Source organism: Salinarchaeum chitinilyticum (assembly GCF_055390775.1).
Genome location: NZ_AP043888.1, coordinates 269,763 through 287,016 on the forward strand (window position 1 = coordinate 269,763; position 17,254 = coordinate 287,016).

At 60.8% G+C, this 17,254-nt stretch carries 12 protein-coding genes and 1 CRISPR repeat array; of the genes, 3 read left to right on the forward strand and 9 right to left on the reverse strand.

Annotated elements, in window-relative coordinates; genetic code table 11:
- Positions 1 to 49 precede the first annotated feature (49 nt).
- Together ACZ5KP_RS01390 and ACZ5KP_RS01395 are read left to right on the forward strand one after the other, a co-directional pair.
- Entirely contained in the window at positions 50 to 1,240 is a 1,191-nt protein-coding gene (locus ACZ5KP_RS01390; RefSeq protein WP_460919088.1) for a 3-dehydroquinate synthase II, read from the forward strand.
- Between the two features lie 74 nt (positions 1,241 to 1,314).
- Positions 1,315 to 2,325 (forward strand): glycosyltransferase family 4 protein, encoded by a 1,011-nt coding sequence (locus ACZ5KP_RS01395; protein ID WP_460919089.1) that lies wholly within the window; start codon positions 1,315 to 1,317, stop codon positions 2,323 to 2,325.
- Here ACZ5KP_RS01395 and ACZ5KP_RS01400 read toward each other — a convergent pair.
- Positions 2,308 to 2,472: a hypothetical protein gene (locus tag ACZ5KP_RS01400; RefSeq protein ID WP_460919091.1), complete on the reverse strand. Its 165-nt coding sequence runs from the start codon at positions 2,470 to 2,472 to the stop codon at positions 2,308 to 2,310. The genes ACZ5KP_RS01395 and ACZ5KP_RS01400 overlap by 18 nt on opposite strands.
- Before the next feature lie 241 nt (positions 2,473 to 2,713).
- The gene (locus tag ACZ5KP_RS01405; protein WP_460919092.1) at positions 2,714 to 3,709 is read right to left on the reverse strand and encodes a radical SAM protein; all 996 of its coding nucleotides are present in this window, start codon (positions 3,707 to 3,709) and stop codon (positions 2,714 to 2,716) included.
- Positions 3,710 to 3,888: 179 nt separating this feature from the next.
- On the opposite strand from ACZ5KP_RS01405, the gene ACZ5KP_RS01410 reads away from it, so the two are divergent.
- The gene (locus ACZ5KP_RS01410) at positions 3,889 to 4,551 is read left to right on the forward strand and encodes a DUF6517 family protein (RefSeq protein WP_460919093.1); all 663 of its coding nucleotides are present in this window, start codon (positions 3,889 to 3,891) and stop codon (positions 4,549 to 4,551) included.
- A 117-nt stretch (positions 4,552 to 4,668) separates the two neighbouring features.
- On the opposite strand, the gene ACZ5KP_RS01415 is transcribed toward ACZ5KP_RS01410, so the two are convergent.
- From ACZ5KP_RS01415 to cas7b, 7 genes are all read right to left on the reverse strand, one after another.
- Complete coding sequence (locus ACZ5KP_RS01415; RefSeq protein ID WP_460919095.1) at positions 4,669 to 5,469, reverse strand: RIO1 family regulatory kinase/ATPase domain-containing protein; 801 nt, start codon at positions 5,467 to 5,469, stop codon at positions 4,669 to 4,671.
- An 83-nt stretch (positions 5,470 to 5,552) separates the two neighbouring features.
- Positions 5,553 to 10,887: a CRISPR direct-repeat array (repeat unit 30 nt; unit sequence GCTTCAACCTCACTAGAGTCCTGCTGAAAC).
- A gap of 104 nt (positions 10,888 to 10,991) precedes the next feature.
- Positions 10,992 to 11,252, reverse strand: a complete 261-nt coding sequence (gene cas2, locus ACZ5KP_RS01420; protein ID WP_460921086.1) for a CRISPR-associated endonuclease Cas2 — start codon at positions 11,250 to 11,252, stop codon at positions 10,992 to 10,994.
- 6 nt (positions 11,253 to 11,258) lie between these two features.
- Positions 11,259 to 12,251 (reverse strand): type I-B CRISPR-associated endonuclease Cas1b, encoded by a 993-nt coding sequence (cas1b, locus tag ACZ5KP_RS01425; protein ID WP_460919096.1) that lies wholly within the window; start codon positions 12,249 to 12,251, stop codon positions 11,259 to 11,261.
- 1 nt (position 12,252) lies between these two features.
- Positions 12,253 to 12,810, reverse strand: a complete 558-nt coding sequence (cas4, locus tag ACZ5KP_RS01430) for a CRISPR-associated protein Cas4 (RefSeq protein ID WP_460919098.1) — start codon at positions 12,808 to 12,810, stop codon at positions 12,253 to 12,255.
- Positions 12,807 to 15,380: a CRISPR-associated endonuclease Cas3'' gene (locus tag ACZ5KP_RS01435; protein WP_460919100.1), complete on the reverse strand. Its 2,574-nt coding sequence runs from the start codon at positions 15,378 to 15,380 to the stop codon at positions 12,807 to 12,809. Before ACZ5KP_RS01435 ends, cas4 begins: the two co-directional genes overlap by 4 nt.
- A gap of 4 nt (positions 15,381 to 15,384) precedes the next feature.
- Positions 15,385 to 16,176 carry a type I-B CRISPR-associated protein Cas5b gene (gene cas5b / locus ACZ5KP_RS01440; RefSeq protein ID WP_460919101.1) on the reverse strand — a complete coding sequence of 264 codons (792 nt, stop codon included), beginning with the start codon at positions 16,174 to 16,176 and terminating at the stop codon, positions 15,385 to 15,387.
- Between the two features lie 3 nt (positions 16,177 to 16,179).
- The gene (gene cas7b, locus ACZ5KP_RS01445; protein WP_460919103.1) at positions 16,180 to 17,253 is read right to left on the reverse strand and encodes a type I-B CRISPR-associated protein Cas7/Csh2; all 1,074 of its coding nucleotides are present in this window, start codon (positions 17,251 to 17,253) and stop codon (positions 16,180 to 16,182) included.
- Between the last annotated feature and the right edge of the window lies 1 nt (position 17,254).

Sequence of the window (17,254 nt, forward strand, 5' to 3'; positions counted from 1 at the left end):
GCCTGACGGTTCCGCCACGTTCAAGCCACCCGCCTGCGGAGTCGGCCACATGACGCGATCTGTCTGGCTGAAGGCCGACGCCGACGTCGGCGACTGGGACGAGCGAAAGCGACGGATCACGGCCGGCCTCGAGTCCGGCGTCGACTGGGTCCTCGTCGACGAGGAGGACGTCGGTCGCGTGAAAGAACTCGGCGACGTGAACGTCGCTGCCTTCGCCACGGGCGGCGACGCAGCGATGATCGACGACGCCGAAGGCGACGGCGAGGCCGGCGTGGCCGCGGACGCCTACGTCGTCGGCAAGGACGGCGAGGGCGACGGCACCGTCGACCTCCCGAACGACCTCTCGGGCTCCGCTGACCTCTCGACGCTCCGGCGCGAGGACGAATCCGCTACCGGCTCCTACGTCCGGATCTTCGACTCCGATTACGAGGCGTTCGCCGAAGCGGCTGCCAAAGATGCGGAGTACACCATCGTCGTCGGCGAGAACTGGCAGATCATCCCGCTGGAAAATCTCATCGCCCGCATCGGTGACGAGACGACGCTGGTCGCTGGCGTCACCGAAGCCGAAGAGGCCAGGACTGCGTACGAAACGCTCGAAATCGGTGCCGACGCCGTTCTGCTGGACAGCTCCGATCCTGACGAGATTCGCGAGACGGTCGCCGTCCGCGACGAAGCCGAACGCGAGACGCTCGACCTGCAGTGGGCGGAGGTCACCGGCATCGAGCGCGCCGGCTCCGCCGACCGGGTCTGCGTGGACACCGGCCAGCTCCTCGAACACGACGAGGGGATGCTCGTCGGCTCGATGAGTCGCGGGCTCTTCTTCGTTCACGCAGAAACCGCCGAGTCGCCCTACGTCGCATCGCGACCGTTCCGCGTCAACGCCGGCGCCGTCCACGCCTACGTCCGGACGCCCGACGGCGGGACGAAGTACCTCTCCGAACTCGAGAGCGGCGACGAGGTCCAGATCGCCGACACGAACGGCAACACCCGCGAGGCAGTGGTCGGTCGCGCGAAGATCGAGCAGCGCCCGATGTTCCGGCTCGAGGTCGAGGTCGAGACCGACGACGGTATCGATCGCGTCGAGACGCTGCTCCAGAACGCCGAGACGATCAAGGTGCCGACGAGCGACGGCCGAACCGCGATCACCGACGTCGAGGAGGGCGACGAGGTCCTGCTCTACTACGAGGACACCGCCCGGCACTTCGGCGAGGCCGTCGAAGAGTCGATCATCGAGAAGTAGCCGCGGTCGCTCCCTCGAACGTCCGTCACCGGGGGACCACTCGCCGGACGGCACCGATCTGCGGTCCAGTTCCCATGAAGATCAGCCACTACTTCGAGTGGGAGAACGCGATCACCGGCGGGTTCGCCCAGTCGGTCAACAACCAGCGGAAGATCTTCGATCGTCGCGGCATCGAGTACACCACTGATCCGACGCTCGACGCGGACCTCCTGCACCTCAACAATATGGGGCCGCGGTCGATCTACTACGCCAAGCGAGCCCAACGGGCTGGCGTCCCAGTCGTCGCGCACACCCACAACACGGCCGCGGACTTCCGGGAGAGCTTCGTGTTCTCGAACGCACTCGCGAAGCCGCTCCGCCCCTACCTCGCCTACGGTTACTCCCAGGCCGACCACCTGATCTGCCCCTCGGCTCACAACCAGGACGTGATTGCCGAGTACACGGACACGCCCTCGACCGTGATCTCGAACGGGTTCGACGCCGAGCGCTTCGAGGGCTGGGACGATCCCGAGCTGCGCGAGGAGTACCTGGATCGGTACGACCTCGAGCCGCCCGTCGTGTTCATGTTTGGCCACGTGATCAAGCGCAAGGGGCTCCGAACGTTCGTCGAGACGGCCAGGGCGATGCCCGACCTCGACTTCGTGTGGTTCGGCTACGTCAATCCGACCGGCGGGACGCTCGACAAGTACCTCCAGCCCCGCGAGACGCGGAAGCTGATCGCGAACTCCCCGGAGAACTGCACCTTCACCGGCTACGTCGAGGATCCCCGAGGCGCCCCTGCCGCCGGCGACGTCTTCTTCTGGCCCTCGAAGAACGAGAACGAGGGGATGGCGCTGCTGGAGGCGATGCACTGCGGGAAGCCGCCGGTCATCCGCTCGATTCCGACCTACGAGTGGCTCGAAGACGGCGAGGACTGTCTCAAAGCCGATTCGGCGTTCGAGGAGCCACTGCGACGGCTCTGTGACGATCCGGAGCTCCGCGAGGAGATCGGCACGGCGGCAGCGGAGTCGAGCGATCAGTTCGCCCTGGAGACCGTCGGTGATCGGCTGGTGGCGCTCTACGAAGAGCTACTCTCGGCTCGGTGAGTCCTCGCGGTCGGCGACGAACCAGGAACGAACGCGATCGGAGAACAGGCCGATTGCGACGCCGACCGACAGCGCTGCGACGCCAGCGACCAGGATCCAGGTGAGTTCGGGATGGCCGGTACCGGAGTGAAGGAGTACTTCGAACATACCAGCGATCCGAGTAGCACCGACAAAGAGCCTGCGGTCAGCGACGGTGGTTCCGGAGCGGTTCGACCTCGAACCCCGCGCTCGATGGCGGGCTGGAACGTTACGCCACCGGCGTCCGCTCCACGACCGTCCCATTTGCACCTTTTTTCGCCTCGGCTGCGCTTCGCGCACGCCTCGGCGAAAAAATCTGCACCAAAAAACGCCGCTTCGTTCCGCTCGCCCCAGCGAACTCCTTCGAAAATCACGCCACCGGCGTCCGCTCCACGACCGTCCCTTTCACCGTCGGATACTGCTCGACGATCTCGCCTTCCTCGAGGTCGCCGTCGTCGACCATCTCCTCGAGGAGCCACCACGCGACCTCGACGTGGTCGGACTTGATCGTGTAGTACTCCTCGGGGACGCCGAGCGCTTCGAGTCGAGCCGGCTCGGCCCACGCCTTGCCGTAGACGAGTGTGCCGTCGTCGGTCACGTCGTCGAACGGACGGCGGACGTTTCGGGCGATCCGCTTGAGCCGACGGCGATGCTGGGCAGCGTCCTTGAAGACGGAGGTGCAGAAGTACACCTTCTCGTGGTCACCCATCTCCTCGAGGATTTCGTCGCGAGTGTCCGCGACGGCACTCATGTGGTCCTCCTTGCGCTCGAACCCCTTCTCCTGCATCCGACGGTAGTTGCCGTCGCTGAGTTCGAACTCGTTGACGTTGCAGAAGTCCGCAGCACCTTCGTCGAGGAAGTCGAGGAACTCCTGCTCGGCGCGGATACCAGGAATTTCGAAGGCGGGCGTGAGCCCTTCCTCGCGGGCGACGTAGAGGATCTCCTCCCACTCGGTGCCGTGGAGGTCGCCCCACTGCTCGAACGGCGGGTGGAAGCGGATCTCGTCGAGGCCGGCCTCGGCGAGCCGGCGCATGTTCTCGCGACCGCCCGTGATCCCGGTGTAGAGGTGGGTGTGGTGGTCATCGCCGAACTCGTCCTTGAGGAGTTCGAGGTAGTGGCAGGTCCGCCCGAGTGCTTCCTGGGGTTCGCCCCCGGTGATCGAAGAGCCCAGCGCGTCCATCCGGTGGGCCTCCTCGAGGACGTCCTCGTCGGACTCGACCTTCCGCTCGTTGGCGTAGACGTCGGTGACGTTCTTCCGGTTCTCTCCGAGCGGGCAGTAGAAGCAATCGCGCTCGTCGCAGTAGCCGTAGACGAAGAGCACCATCTTCCCGCCTTTGGCGCACTGCTCGCAGCCCTCGGAGATCATTCGACAGTCGATACCCGCCACAGGGAGAAAAGCGCCACGGAGCGCGGCTGGGCGTCCCGCCGTCGTTCGCTCCACGGTATCGTCCCCCGAAATCGCCACGGAGCGTGGCGATTGCGAGGCCGTGGCAGGCGATCCCGGCACCCACAGAGTATTCATGCATCGGGCGACTACTCCAGGCAATGCCCACACGCCGATCTGTACTCGCCGCAGGTGCGTCTGCGGGAGCGGTAGCGACGGCCGGCTGTCTCGACTTCATTCTCGGGAACGACGACCTCTCCTTCTCGGCGACGCAGCCCAGCGTCTCCGAGTCGGCACTCGCCGAGAGCGGCTATCAGCAGCGGCGAGTCAGGGAGGAAACGCTCGAACGCGAGTTCGAAGCCGGCGGGAGCAGCCGGACCGTTTCGGTCACGAACTGGTACGCCGAGTACGACCGGACGATCGACCTCTCCATTCTCGGCGGCGACCAGCGTGCCTCCACGTTCAGCGCGATCACCACCCCGAAGGCGAAGGTGCTCGGCCAGACGTTCAATCCCGTCGGCGACATGAGTACGGCCGAGCTCGTCCAGACCGTCCAGGATCGCTACCAGGGGTTCGGAAACCTGCAGGAGCGGGATAGCCAGTCCTCGACGCTCCTCGGGAAGTCCACGACCGTCACGCGGTTCACCGGCAGCGCCGAACACGCAGCCTCGGGAGCGGAGATCGAGATCGAGCTACAGGTCGCCGAGGCAGTCGGCTCCAACGGCGACTACGCCCTCGCGTACGGTGCCTACCCACAGCAGATCGCGGATTCCGAGCGGGAGAACTACTTTACGCTCCTCGGCGGCGTTCAGCACGACGGATAGCGCGGCGCGACGGTGGTCTGGAACGACGTTCCCGCCGGCAACGGCGTCCGAACGGTTCCGGCCGAGGTTCGACGGTTGCAGCTGCCGTTTGGACCGTGAACGACGGTCGCGAGCGGCTTACGCGTCGGCCACTTTGTCGATCTCTCCTTTCAAGAGCGCGGCGTCAAACTCGTGGTCCGGACGGAGATTGACGAAGTCCAGATACCGGCTCGCGTCGACGACCGTCTCGACGTCGTAGCAGTCCAACGCGATCTCGACGGTGCGAGGCGCACCGATCCGAGGTGCGAGCACGGCGAGCAGGCAGGCCAGATCGTACGCCCTCGCGTCCTCCAGCCCGGCCTCGTCGACCAGGGTCGCGTCGATGAAGTACGGATCCCCGTCAACGACGAGCACGTTCTCCGCTCGGAAGTCGCCGTGCGCGAGCCCGTTGTCGTGCATCGTCGCGAGCGCTGCGCAGGTCGCAGCCGCAACGGGATCCAGCTCGTCGGCGGACAGCTCGTCGAGCGTTCGGTAGTCGGGGAGATACTCGAGCACGACCACGCCGAGCCCCGCTTCCTCGAACACCTCGACGGGCTCAGGCGCGTGAAGGCCGATCCGTCGCATCGTTCGCGTCGCCTCGATCTCGTGTTCGCCCATCTCGAGCGGCCCGTCGAACCGCGAGAAGAACCCCTCCGTCCCGCTCGAGAGCATCCCCAGATTCCTCGCCCCGGTGAGGACGCCGTGGACGCGGGCGTTCTGTGGCGTGATCACCTTCACGAACCACTCCCCGTCCACCACCAGCGGCGTCGAGAGCCAGTTGTCGGCGTCCATGAACTCGATCCGGACGACGTCACCGTCGGACCGCTCGGCGAGCGCGGCGCCGATGGACTCGAGGTCCGACCACTCGACGGTGCCCCGGACGAACTGGCGGAAGTTCACACAGGGAGAACGGGGGGTGGCTGTAAAATTGTTACTAGGAAGAGGTTGACTCGACCAATCAAGCATAGCAGCGCGTTGTCCTCCCTGCAGACTCACTAGAGTCCTGCTGAAACTGGCCTCGATCTCGTGGGCGGTGGTCCCCTTCTCGCTTCAACCTCACTAGAGTCCTGCTGAAACCCCGCGTGACGATCGCTGGGACGACGAGCAGTTCCGGCTTCAACCTCACTAGAGTCCTGCTGAAACCGGCGACGCCCGGACGGTGCTGCGCGGCGTCGGCGGCTTCAACCTCACTAGAGTCCTGCTGAAACCGCGAGGGCGACCGCTTCGACAAGGCGGCGCTGGAGGCTTCAACCTCACTAGAGTCCTGCTGAAACACGCCGACGACGCTGACGACGAGGAGAGCGAGGACAAGCTTCAACCTCACTAGAGTCCTGCTGAAACCCGTTTGCCGTCGCCGAGTGGTGGCCCGACAGACTCGCTTCAACCTCACTAGAGTCCTGCTGAAACGAATCTTCCGGCGGCGCGGTGACGCCCCAGGACGTGCTTCAACCTCACTAGAGTCCTGCTGAAACGCCGCGATGCGCTCACACTCAACGTCCAACGCAACGCTTCAACCTCACTAGAGTCCTGCTGAAACGGCCTGATCGCGGACCGGTGTCCGGGACCGGATGCCGCTTCAACCTCACTAGAGTCCTGCTGAAACGCGAACGACATCATCGAGAGACCGGTCACGTAGGCGCTTCAACCTCACTAGAGTCCTGCTGAAACTAGTCGGGTTCGACATTGACGGCCCCCTCATCCTCGCTTCAACCTCACTAGAGTCCTGCTGAAACCCGGTGCTCGACCCACTCGCGGATCTTGTTGCTCTGGCTTCAACCTCACTAGAGTCCTGCTGAAACTCGATCTCGATCTCTCCCTCGCGGAGCATGTGGCGGCTTCAACCTCACTAGAGTCCTGCTGAAACTTCAGGCGCTTCGTCGCCTGGTGCTGCGTGACCGAGCTTCAACCTCACTAGAGTCCTGCTGAAACACGTCGCGTTCCAGCCAGAAGGTGACGGAAATGTGTGCTTCAACCTCACTAGAGTCCTGCTGAAACGAGTTCGACGGCCATATCACCGATACCCAGTGGTGGCTTCAACCTCACTAGAGTCCTGCTGAAACCGTCGTTGAGACCGCCGAAGGCTACGAACTACAGGCTTCAACCTCACTAGAGTCCTGCTGAAACGCAGAAACACACTCCCGGCGAACAGCCAGGCTGACAGCTTCAACCTCACTAGAGTCCTGCTGAAACACCGGCGATCTCCGCGGGGAGTTCGAACGGCTCCGCTTCAACCTCACTAGAGTCCTGCTGAAACGATCGTCGCGGAGGTCGGTGCGGCATGACGGAGAAGCTTCAACCTCACTAGAGTCCTGCTGAAACTACCTGTTCGTCGCAGTCGCCTATGGGATCTACACGCTTCAACCTCACTAGAGTCCTGCTGAAACCAGGAGGAGGCGATCGTCGCGGACCGCGCGCCGCATGCTTCAACCTCACTAGAGTCCTGCTGAAACGAGATCGGAGACAACTCGCTCTGGATGCAGGGGAGCTTCAACCTCACTAGAGTCCTGCTGAAACGCGATTGGCCGACCTGGCGGAGTGCTCGGTTCGCGCTTCAACCTCACTAGAGTCCTGCTGAAACGATCGTCTCGCGAGCGTCGTAGGGAATGGCCTCCATGCTTCAACCTCACTAGAGTCCTGCTGAAACCGTGACCCACGTCGTGTCGATGCCCGCGCCGTTCCCGCTTCAACCTCACTAGAGTCCTGCTGAAACACCCCAAGGCGGCCCTGAACGATCTCGCAGGGTCACGGCTTCAACCTCACTAGAGTCCTGCTGAAACGCGTCAACATAGCGGCGATAGACCCCGATAGCGTTAGCTTCAACCTCACTAGAGTCCTGCTGAAACTCTCAAATCACTATTCCCGACACCCAGTACAATCTGCTTCAACCTCACTAGAGTCCTGCTGAAACTCGCCGTGGCGATCGTGTACGGAGGGTTCGCGGCATGCTTCAACCTCACTAGAGTCCTGCTGAAACTACTTCGAGCAGTCGCCGGGGTACTACCGAGAACCGGCTTCAACCTCACTAGAGTCCTGCTGAAACATTGGCTGCAATTGCCTTAACAATTGCGGACAATTAGCTTCAACCTCACTAGAGTCCTGCTGAAACGTGCGTTCGTTGTCGCGGTCGTGGTCGATCACGGTGCTTCAACCTCACTAGAGTCCTGCTGAAACCTTGCTCGACCCGTTGCCGAGTTCGGATAGTGACAAGCTTCAACCTCACTAGAGTCCTGCTGAAACGCTTCTTGGCCGTCCGCGACCGCGACCCCGCTTCGCGCTTCAACCTCACTAGAGTCCTGCTGAAACGCGGTGGCAGTGGGATTCTCGGTCGGTTTCGGGGGTGCTTCAACCTCACTAGAGTCCTGCTGAAACGGGGAGAGGGTTAGCGCGTCGTAGCTCCGCGGCGAGGCTTCAACCTCACTAGAGTCCTGCTGAAACCGGGAGCGATCCCGACATCCGATACCGGTACGACTGGCTTCAACCTCACTAGAGTCCTGCTGAAACCGGGACAGTCGAGTCCGAAGTGATCCGGCGAAAGATCTGGCTTCAACCTCACTAGAGTCCTGCTGAAACGCGTACAAGTTCAATACTTTCGTAGTCATATTACCCGCTTCAACCTCACTAGAGTCCTGCTGAAACCCTCGAAGTGACCGCCAAGAAGCAAGACGAGTGGGCGCTTCAACCTCACTAGAGTCCTGCTGAAACAGCTTCGGGCCCGACGTGATGGATCGCGACAAACTCGCTTCAACCTCACTAGAGTCCTGCTGAAACGGTTTCGGTCCGCACCTCCCACTGCACGGCCTTCGGGCTTCAACCTCACTAGAGTCCTGCTGAAACGATCCTCGTCCAGGCCGACGGCGAGCTGCTCTGGAAGCTTCAACCTCACTAGAGTCCTGCTGAAACGATCGTCTCGTATGCTTCGTCTACCGGCGCGACCAGGCTTCAACCTCACTAGAGTCCTGCTGAAACGTGGGACGGCGGGCAGAAATCGGGCCACACGAGCGCTTCAACCTCACTAGAGTCCTGCTGAAACCGTTCTTCCAGAACGGGTCGAGGTTGGCGGGCGTCGCTTCAACCTCACTAGAGTCCTGCTGAAACTCGTCATGTCGCTGGCGTCCGTACATCGCGGGTGGCTTCAACCTCACTAGAGTCCTGCTGAAACAGCGCGCAGCTGCGCCTCGTAACTCACCGTCACGTCGCTTCAACCTCACTAGAGTCCTGCTGAAACGCGTTGTCCTGGCCCCCGTTCTCCTGGTCCGTGTTGCTTCAACCTCACTAGAGTCCTGCTGAAACGCCTTGGCCTGGTTCTTGAATCGGGTGACGTTCCCGCTTCAACCTCACTAGAGTCCTGCTGAAACTCGGCACTCCCTTCGAGTAGCGTGGGATCGAACGCGCTTCAACCTCACTAGAGTCCTGCTGAAACCAGCGTCGAAACGGGGACGATGAAGCTCAAGAAACTGCTTCAACCTCACTAGAGTCCTGCTGAAACTCATCCACGCGCTGGCACCCGACTACTGGGTCCTCGCTTCAACCTCACTAGAGTCCTGCTGAAACTCCTTGGATCGGGGCTGGGGCAGGCCGAAGAGGACGCTTCAACCTCACTAGAGTCCTGCTGAAACCTCTACGAACAGCAGGACGTGTTCGTACTGCCGGAGCTTCAACCTCACTAGAGTCCTGCTGAAACAGGGTATGGCACTTGAGGACAGTCATGCCCTAACGGGCTTCAACCTCACTAGAGTCCTGCTGAAACGTGTCTCGATCGCAGGGCGAGTTCGTTCGCTTCCTCGCTTCAACCTCACTAGAGTCCTGCTGAAACGACCTGCTGGTTGGGATTGGATCGGCCGAGCATTAGCTTCAACCTCACTAGAGTCCTGCTGAAACGAGTTCATGGCCGAGATCGGGATCGACATCGAGATGCTTCAACCTCACTAGAGTCCTGCTGAAACGACTCCGAGCTGCGGCGGGAGGCGAGCGAGGCATGCTTCAACCTCACTAGAGTCCTGCTGAAACGCGCACTCAACTCCCGCCACTGGTCCTCGCTGATGCGCTTCAACCTCACTAGAGTCCTGCTGAAACCCGGACACTCGGGCCGGTCCTGTGGGACTCACGCGCTTCAACCTCACTAGAGTCCTGCTGAAACAAAGCGTCAACTGTCCGCCTGCCTCCTTCCCGACCGCTTCAACCTCACTAGAGTCCTGCTGAAACCACGTCCACCGTATCGTTCGTGCCGTCGTGATTCGCGCTTCAACCTCACTAGAGTCCTGCTGAAACCGTGCGCTTGGCCGAACGTGAGGCGCGTCGTCAACTCGCTTCAACCTCACTAGAGTCCTGCTGAAACACGCGCGCCGTCGCGATCGTTCCGTAGCGCGTCGTGCTTCAACCTCACTAGAGTCCTGCTGAAACAATATCCCGTAGCCCGTGGCTATTGGTAGATAGTAGCTTCAACCTCACTAGAGTCCTGCTGAAACGCGTCGGCCATGCACGCCGCTACGCGCGCCGGTAGCTTCAACCTCACTAGAGTCCTGCTGAAACTGGGTAACTCGCCAGCACCGCAATCGTGGACCCAAGGCTTCAACCTCACTAGAGTCCTGCTGAAACCGTCGATCACGTCACGGCGTCGCTGGATCAACCCACGCTTCAACCTCACTAGAGTCCTGCTGAAACGTGCGACCGGATCACCGGCACGGTGGACAAGGGACGGCTTCAACCTCACTAGAGTCCTGCTGAAACCGTTCGATTCGTTCACGGCAACGTCGGGAGAGGTCGCTTCAACCTCACTAGAGTCCTGCTGAAACTCTGTCTGGGGGCACTCCTTTCACCATAGATGGTGGCTTCAACCTCACTAGAGTCCTGCTGAAACTCGGGCACTCCCGTTTCCGACGACGGCTACAAGCAGCTTCAACCTCACTAGAGTCCTGCTGAAACGCGCCGCGCTGACGGACGAGAGCAGGTCGCCAATTGGCTTCAACCTCACTAGAGTCCTGCTGAAACCATGGGTCTAAAGGCGGGTTTCGCGAACGTCGACGCGCTTCAACCTCACTAGAGTCCTGCTGAAACGCGGAGGCCTCGACGACGTTCCAGGATTGCTCAAAGGCTTCAACCTCACTAGAGTCCTGCTGAAACGACGGAACGAATACACTCGGCTCAGGAGTTCAGTAGTGCTTCAACCTCACTAGAGTCCTGCTGAAACACCTCTCTGGACTTCCTCCGGGCTGTGGCTGTTGCTGCTTCAACCTCACTAGAGTCCTGCTGAAACGGCCTCGTCGGCCATCCCCATGCCGTCCTCGCGACGCTTCAACCTCACTAGAGTCCTGCTGAAACCATGCCGAATTCGTCGGCATATAGGCCGCTATTGCCTACTCACGCATAGTTGTTCCCGTCGACCGTCAATAATCGGCTCCCCCCAGGGGGTCGACACCAACCACTCAGAGGAAGCGATCGTCCTCGGTCGGATCCTCCCCGTGGACGGTTCGATTGAGGACGGATTCCGTACCAAGTTCGTAGACGATTGTAGACTCGCAGTCTTTGAGGAGGTCATCGATTTTCCCATCGAGTTCCTTGAGCGTACCTTCGGTGATCTCTCCTTCGAACACCGAGAACTGCACGTGAGTGAGATACCGACGAAGGAGTTTCAACATCTTCTGAGTGCGATCTGCCTCCATATCGTAGACGACGATCACGTACACCATCGCTCACCACCACCGCTCGAACTGTTCGTAGGTCTCCCCGGTCAAGAGGTGCTTCTTCAGCTTGTACGCTTCGAGGCGCATCAGATACTGGTAGCTGACGTGTCTGTTGAGATTTGGATGCTCTACGGTCTGTTCGAGCGTTTCCTCGAATGCCTTCGAGAACGTTTTTCTGCCGTCCTCGGTAAGCATGCAGGCATTGAGTTCCGCTTCAAAATCGTCTCGGGTGAGCTGTGAGCGGTTCACCAGCCGGAAGAGCACGCGGTCTGCCAACAGCGGTTTGAACAGTTCTGCGATATCGAGGGCAAGCGAATATCGTCGTTCCCCCGGTTCGTGGAGGAAGCTGATAGCGGGATCGAGTGCAGTCGCTCGTATGGCCGAGACGACGTTGGCGTACACGAGCGAGTTCCCGAACGAAATCAGGCTGTTGACCTCGTTCGGTGGCGGATTGTACTCTCGGCTGCCCATCGTGAACTCGTCTGAAAGGATTGCGTCAAACGCGCTGTAATAGGCCCGTCGCGCCGTCGCTTCGACGCCGAGGAGTTCCTCCACATTGTTGACGTCATGCGTTCTGGACCGCGCTCGTTCGAGATCGCCGATCTGGCGTTCGAAATCCTCCGAACGACTGTCGTAGTAGACCAGATTCGAACGCATGTTGTGGATGCTCCCGACGACGAAAGATCGAGCGAGATCCACGCGGTGGTCCGGATCCTGATAGGCGTCCACCTGTGCGACGAGGGTACGGCCAGATGTCTGGCCACGCTCGGGCATGATCGATCCCGAGTAGTAGTCGTTCCAGCCAAATACGTGAACGGCGATGCCTTCGTCGTTAACGAACCCGACGAGTCGCGTGTTGAAGTCGATCTGTCCGTGGAGGTAGATCGCCTCGGCGTGCTCCACGGGAACGTGCTTCTTCTCGCCGTCCTCGGTGACGACGCGCAGGGTGTCATTGTGTCGTTCGAGTCGTCCGTCGGAAAAGACGTGGTAGTTCCTGTCCATGCTAACAGCTCCAGCAGAAGTCGTGGTAGGCACACGAGTCACAGAACGGCTTCTCCTCGGCAGCCGGTGGCTCGTCTGCGGTCACGATCGAGTGTATTCCACGAATCGATTCCTCGACGTTATCTGCGAGATCGTCTGTCAATTGTACCGTCTCTCGATTTCGCTCGGTAGGATGAGCCAGCACGCCCGATTTCTCGACGTCTGCAACGTGCTTGAGGAACCAAAGATAGTACGCCAGCTGCATCTTGGCGGGCTCGACGAGTGTCGACGACGGCTTGACCTCGACGACGCGTCCGTCATCCAGTAGATCAATTGCGATCGTACCGGCGATTGAAAGACTGCGCCGGCTCTCTGAATATGCGGTGTCGTCGACCCGCGCTCCACGGACGACGTTCGCGTTCTCGCGGTCGATTTCCAGGTTTCGGCTCTCGAACCAGAGTTCTCGCTTGCAGACGTGATAGTACTGCATCATCACGCCGGTGACGCGGAACTCGTCGACGGCGGCTTCGTCGCCGACGGATTCGAGGAGCAACTCGACCGGATCGGCAGTTTCGCTCACAGGAACCGCCGCTCCACGGTGCTGTCGGGCACTACGAATCCTGTGGTTGCTTGGAAGTAATCGTCATAGCCGGGCGTCCCCGGTGCAATCCAGCGCAATTCGGTTTCGGGGTGCACTGTTTCGAGGCTATTCAGCGCATCCACCACGATCGAGCTACGCTCGTATACCGGCACAGATACCTGCGTGGCCCGTAGATCGTCGAGGCGATTCCGCACGGATTTGAACTGTCTCTTGTTCCATTCGTGGTTGATCGTCTCGATCTGTTCTCGTTCCGTCTGTGTTCGACATACGACCACGTCCACTGCGTTTCGCTGGTCGATCAGTGACAACTGCCCCGCTTGGGCGCACATTGCCTTGTCGAGGTGCTCTACGTACTCGGCTTTCCCGGCATTGCGATCCGTCGCGAGCGTCTCGTAGTACGCTTCTACAGCGTCCGACGAAACCGACGCTTCTGGAACCGAGGATTCAGCAGTCAGAATGCCCTCCGAATCGAGTACGTTCACGGTGAGCGAAATGAGACTATCGCCCCACATCTCGTAAACCGCTTCTGCGGGCGTCGTCTCGGAATCGTCGGGTGATTCAAGCCACCAGATCGTGACTGTCCCGCGATCGCGTTCGAACGAGCGATTGCACCGACCTGCTGCCTGGACGAGGCTGTCGATCGGTGCGAGGTCTCGGTAGACCCGGTCGAAGCTCACGTCCACTCCCGCCTCGATGAGCTGTGTCGACGCAACCACGAGCGGTACCTCGCGTTCGCGAAGCAGCTTGATCGCCTCGATCAAGCGCTGGCGGTCGATCGGACGAAGTCGGGTTGAGAGGTGGCCAATCGCTGGCCCGTCAGTTCTGTCTTCGATCTCCTCAGCAAGATCGGTACCCGTCGGCGCGTCACGATCTTCAAGCAACTCTGCGTACACTGCTCCAAGATCGGGCGCGTCGAGCCGACCCTCAAGTGCGTTCGTTATCTCCCGGGCGCTGTCGATCGTGTTGCACACTGCCAGGACGCTCGACTCGTCTTTGGCACGTCGTTCGAGACGATCCGCTGCCTCCTCGTGATCGAGTGGATCCGGTTCGTCGGTGACGTGCGTGGCGACCGATTCGTCAAACTCGTACTCCACTCGTTCGACCCCCTCATAGTACTTCGACCGGTCTCGAACCAAGGGGGTCGCATCGTCCTCGAAGATGCGTGGCTGCGTCGCGGTCATCGCAACGAGCGTCGCGTCGTACTCTTCGGTCAGGATCTCGCCGAGCCGCCTGACAAGCTTCCACCAGTTGTGTGGAAGCCCCTGGGGCTCGTCGACAACGATCACGCTGTCGTAGAGTGCAGGCAGCTTGAGTGACTGGGAGTTCTTCGGGCCGACGAGACTCTCAAAGAGCTGGACGAAGGTCGTCACGACGAGTCCCGATCGCCAGCTCTCGCCGAGCATCTCCTCGATTCTGGCATTCTGGTCCCGTTCTTCGTCGTCAACACCGTCTAACTCGATCAACGTCTCAGCCAGATGGTGGTGAATCGTGAGTAGGTCTTTGGACGGATCAGCGTCGAACACGTCTTCAATCTCGTCCGCCACCTGATCGACGATCGAAGTGAACGGCAGCGCATAGATCACCCGACTGCCGTCGAGCTCCTCGCGAACCGACAGTGCCGCCTCGAGTCCAGTCAGCGTCTTACCCAATCCGGTCGGGAGTGTGATCGTTCCGACCCCACCACCTGATTCGGCAAACTCGGTTGCAGCATCGACGACCTCGGTCCGCGCCTCGGAACGGAGTTCGTCGAGTCTGGCTGCCCTGGTATCCTGGGGTGCATCGCCACCTAGCTCGTCGATGTGGGACGAGAGATCCTTGATCTCCGGTTTGGATCCCTCGTATTTCGATGGGTCCGCGTGAGCGGCGCTCGTCTTGTCGGCGAGCGTGAGTGCGCTCCAGCACTGCAGGACCGTCGGATAACATTGGTCCGACAACGCGTCGGAGCTTGGCGTGCTCCCGTATCTTTCGGTGACACCGTCCTTTACCTGTTCGAACAGGTCGCAGTTGTCAATGCGCGCTCTGAAATCGCTCCACGAACCGCTCTCGTCGGTCGCTTCCTCGATCACTTCGTCGGCCAGCTCCGCAGCGTTTCGATCGATATTCTCGACCTGTCGTCGGACTTCTCCCTGTCGAACGTTCTGGCTGGGGTCGCTGGAAACATTCGTCCGTTTGAAGACGTACTCGGGCACGTCGGGGAGATCGCCGTGATGATTCGCGACCGCGACGTAGCCGGCCAGACACTCTCCGGACTCGTACCCCGACGCCTGCAGTGCGTAGTATGCTGCGAGTGCACCGATTGGACCGTGGTGCTTTGGCCCGTCTGGGTCGCCCGGTTTAACGCCGATGTACTGCTGGAACCACGTCGTGGCCTTTCCGATGTCGTGCACCCAGCCGAGTGTCTCGGCAAACTCCGTCATCGGGGTTCCGTACGGCGTCTCTTTGTCCTGTGGAACGATCTTCCCGATCCGGTTTGCAACGTCTTCCAGATGGTCGACCAGCGCAACGGCGTCGTGATCGTCGATTTCTGGATGTGAGTAGCGTTCGGCCATCAGTTTAGACGAAGAGCACGTTCCGGTCGTCGACGACTGCTGGGTTCACGCCCTTGACTCGCAATGACTTCCCATCGAAGTTGTAGCCGTACGCAGTGAAGCCCGTGGTCGTCCGTCCACCGTCGGTTGCGGTCATGAACGCAGGTGAGCGTTCCACGCCGTAGTTCACACCTGTTTCCGGAACGATATTGTCGACGGCGTCCGGAACCGCCGAGTCGACTTCGACGGGATCGTCGAACTCGCCATGTTCAACGGACTGTTCGCCGTGGAATTCGATCTTGGCGAGGTACTCCGAGAGACCCAGGCTGGGCACGTAGTGACTCTTCCCTTCGCGAAGCGCATCGTGAAGGCGATTGTAGATCTCCTCGTCGGCGAGCCAGCAGTCGATCCGGTAGGCCGGATCCACGAGCACCTCGTAGTTGTGCTGCTGGCGGAGCTTGGTTGGGTCCGGGAGACCGACTTTGAGCTTGCGCGCTCCCTTCGGAACCGTTTTGATGTCGCTTGCGGCCGTCGAGAACGTGTTCACGGGGACGTTCATGGTGCGGAGCTCCGCTGTCGGTTCGATCGCGATCGCGGAACTTCCTCGCGCAAAGTAGTCGTAGTACTCGTCGCGACCGATTCCAAGTATCGCGGCGACGAGCCCTGCGACCGTCGTGCGTGGGATGATCCGGTAGGTCTGCTTGACGATGTTGCCGTCGATCCGGCGGAAGTGGCCCCACGGTCCGCTGACGGTAAACGAGAGACACCGTTCCGGGACCGAGTTGCCTCCGTCCGCACCGCTCGATGTCGTGCTCACGGGTCAGTCTCCGTCGTCTGGGAGCGTCTTAAGGTGCTCGTCGTACACGTCGATTTCGTGGACTGCATCCTCGCCGACGGCGTCCCTGAGGGCGCTGTAGAGGAGGTCAGCGTCGCCCGATTCGTCTTCGTGGGTGACCTGCAGGACGTCGCTGGCGACGACGTGCACCGCCTCGATCTGTTCCGAGGCGCCACTGAGTCGCTCAACGATATCGGTCACGTCCAGCCAGAGGTCTCGAACCGTTCGAAGTTCCTCGGCGGGGTCCGATCGCTCCTCGTCGATAGCGAGATCGTGCGTGAGTCCTCCGAGGTGGAAGCTCTCTTCGGAGTACTCGACGCGAATGTAGAGACGAGGCTCCTGGCCGACCTTGCTCCGACTGATCGTCTGATTCTTGAGAGCACGCCAGCATAGCGTGTCGAGACGCTCGACGTCGGCGTTCCTGAGCCGCGTGTCTTCCGCACCGTGTTCGTCCACGAGACCGTGGAAGCCGATGAAGCCGTACTGGATGCGATGGTCGTCGAGGTCGAAGCCGCCCTGCTCCTTCCCTTCCTGCGTCGCGATGACGCTCGTGAGGCTGTCGTAGTTCTCGTTCTCGTTGACCGGATGGAGCGACTTTCCGGGGGAGAACTGGACTGGACCAGTGAAGTGATCGGGGAGCTTCTCGACCAGTTCTTCTTCCGTTCCGTCGACGCTCATCGTTGCACCGAAGTAGCGAACGTCGGAACTGTTGTCGAGGAAATCGCCGAAAACGGCGGTTTCGAGTTCCTCCTCGTCGTCATAATCGTCGGCATCGACGTCCCGTATCCGATCACCGAGCAGTTCACTACGGGTGGCCGCGGTCCCGTCGTCCTTGACGTTTCTCACATAGACGCCGTGGCCGTCATCGTCAAGCTGGTCGCGGAGGTATCGCTTGAGCCGCACGTCCGTCACGATCGCCTGCTCGGTCTGGGGATCGATTCGTGGTCGGTTCGCCCCGCTGAGTGGATTGCCGTTCGGGTTCGCGTCCACGGCGTCGTACGCGAAGACTATTTCCGAGCGATTCGAGACGGTGTCGATATCGTCGTTGGATTCGGGCATA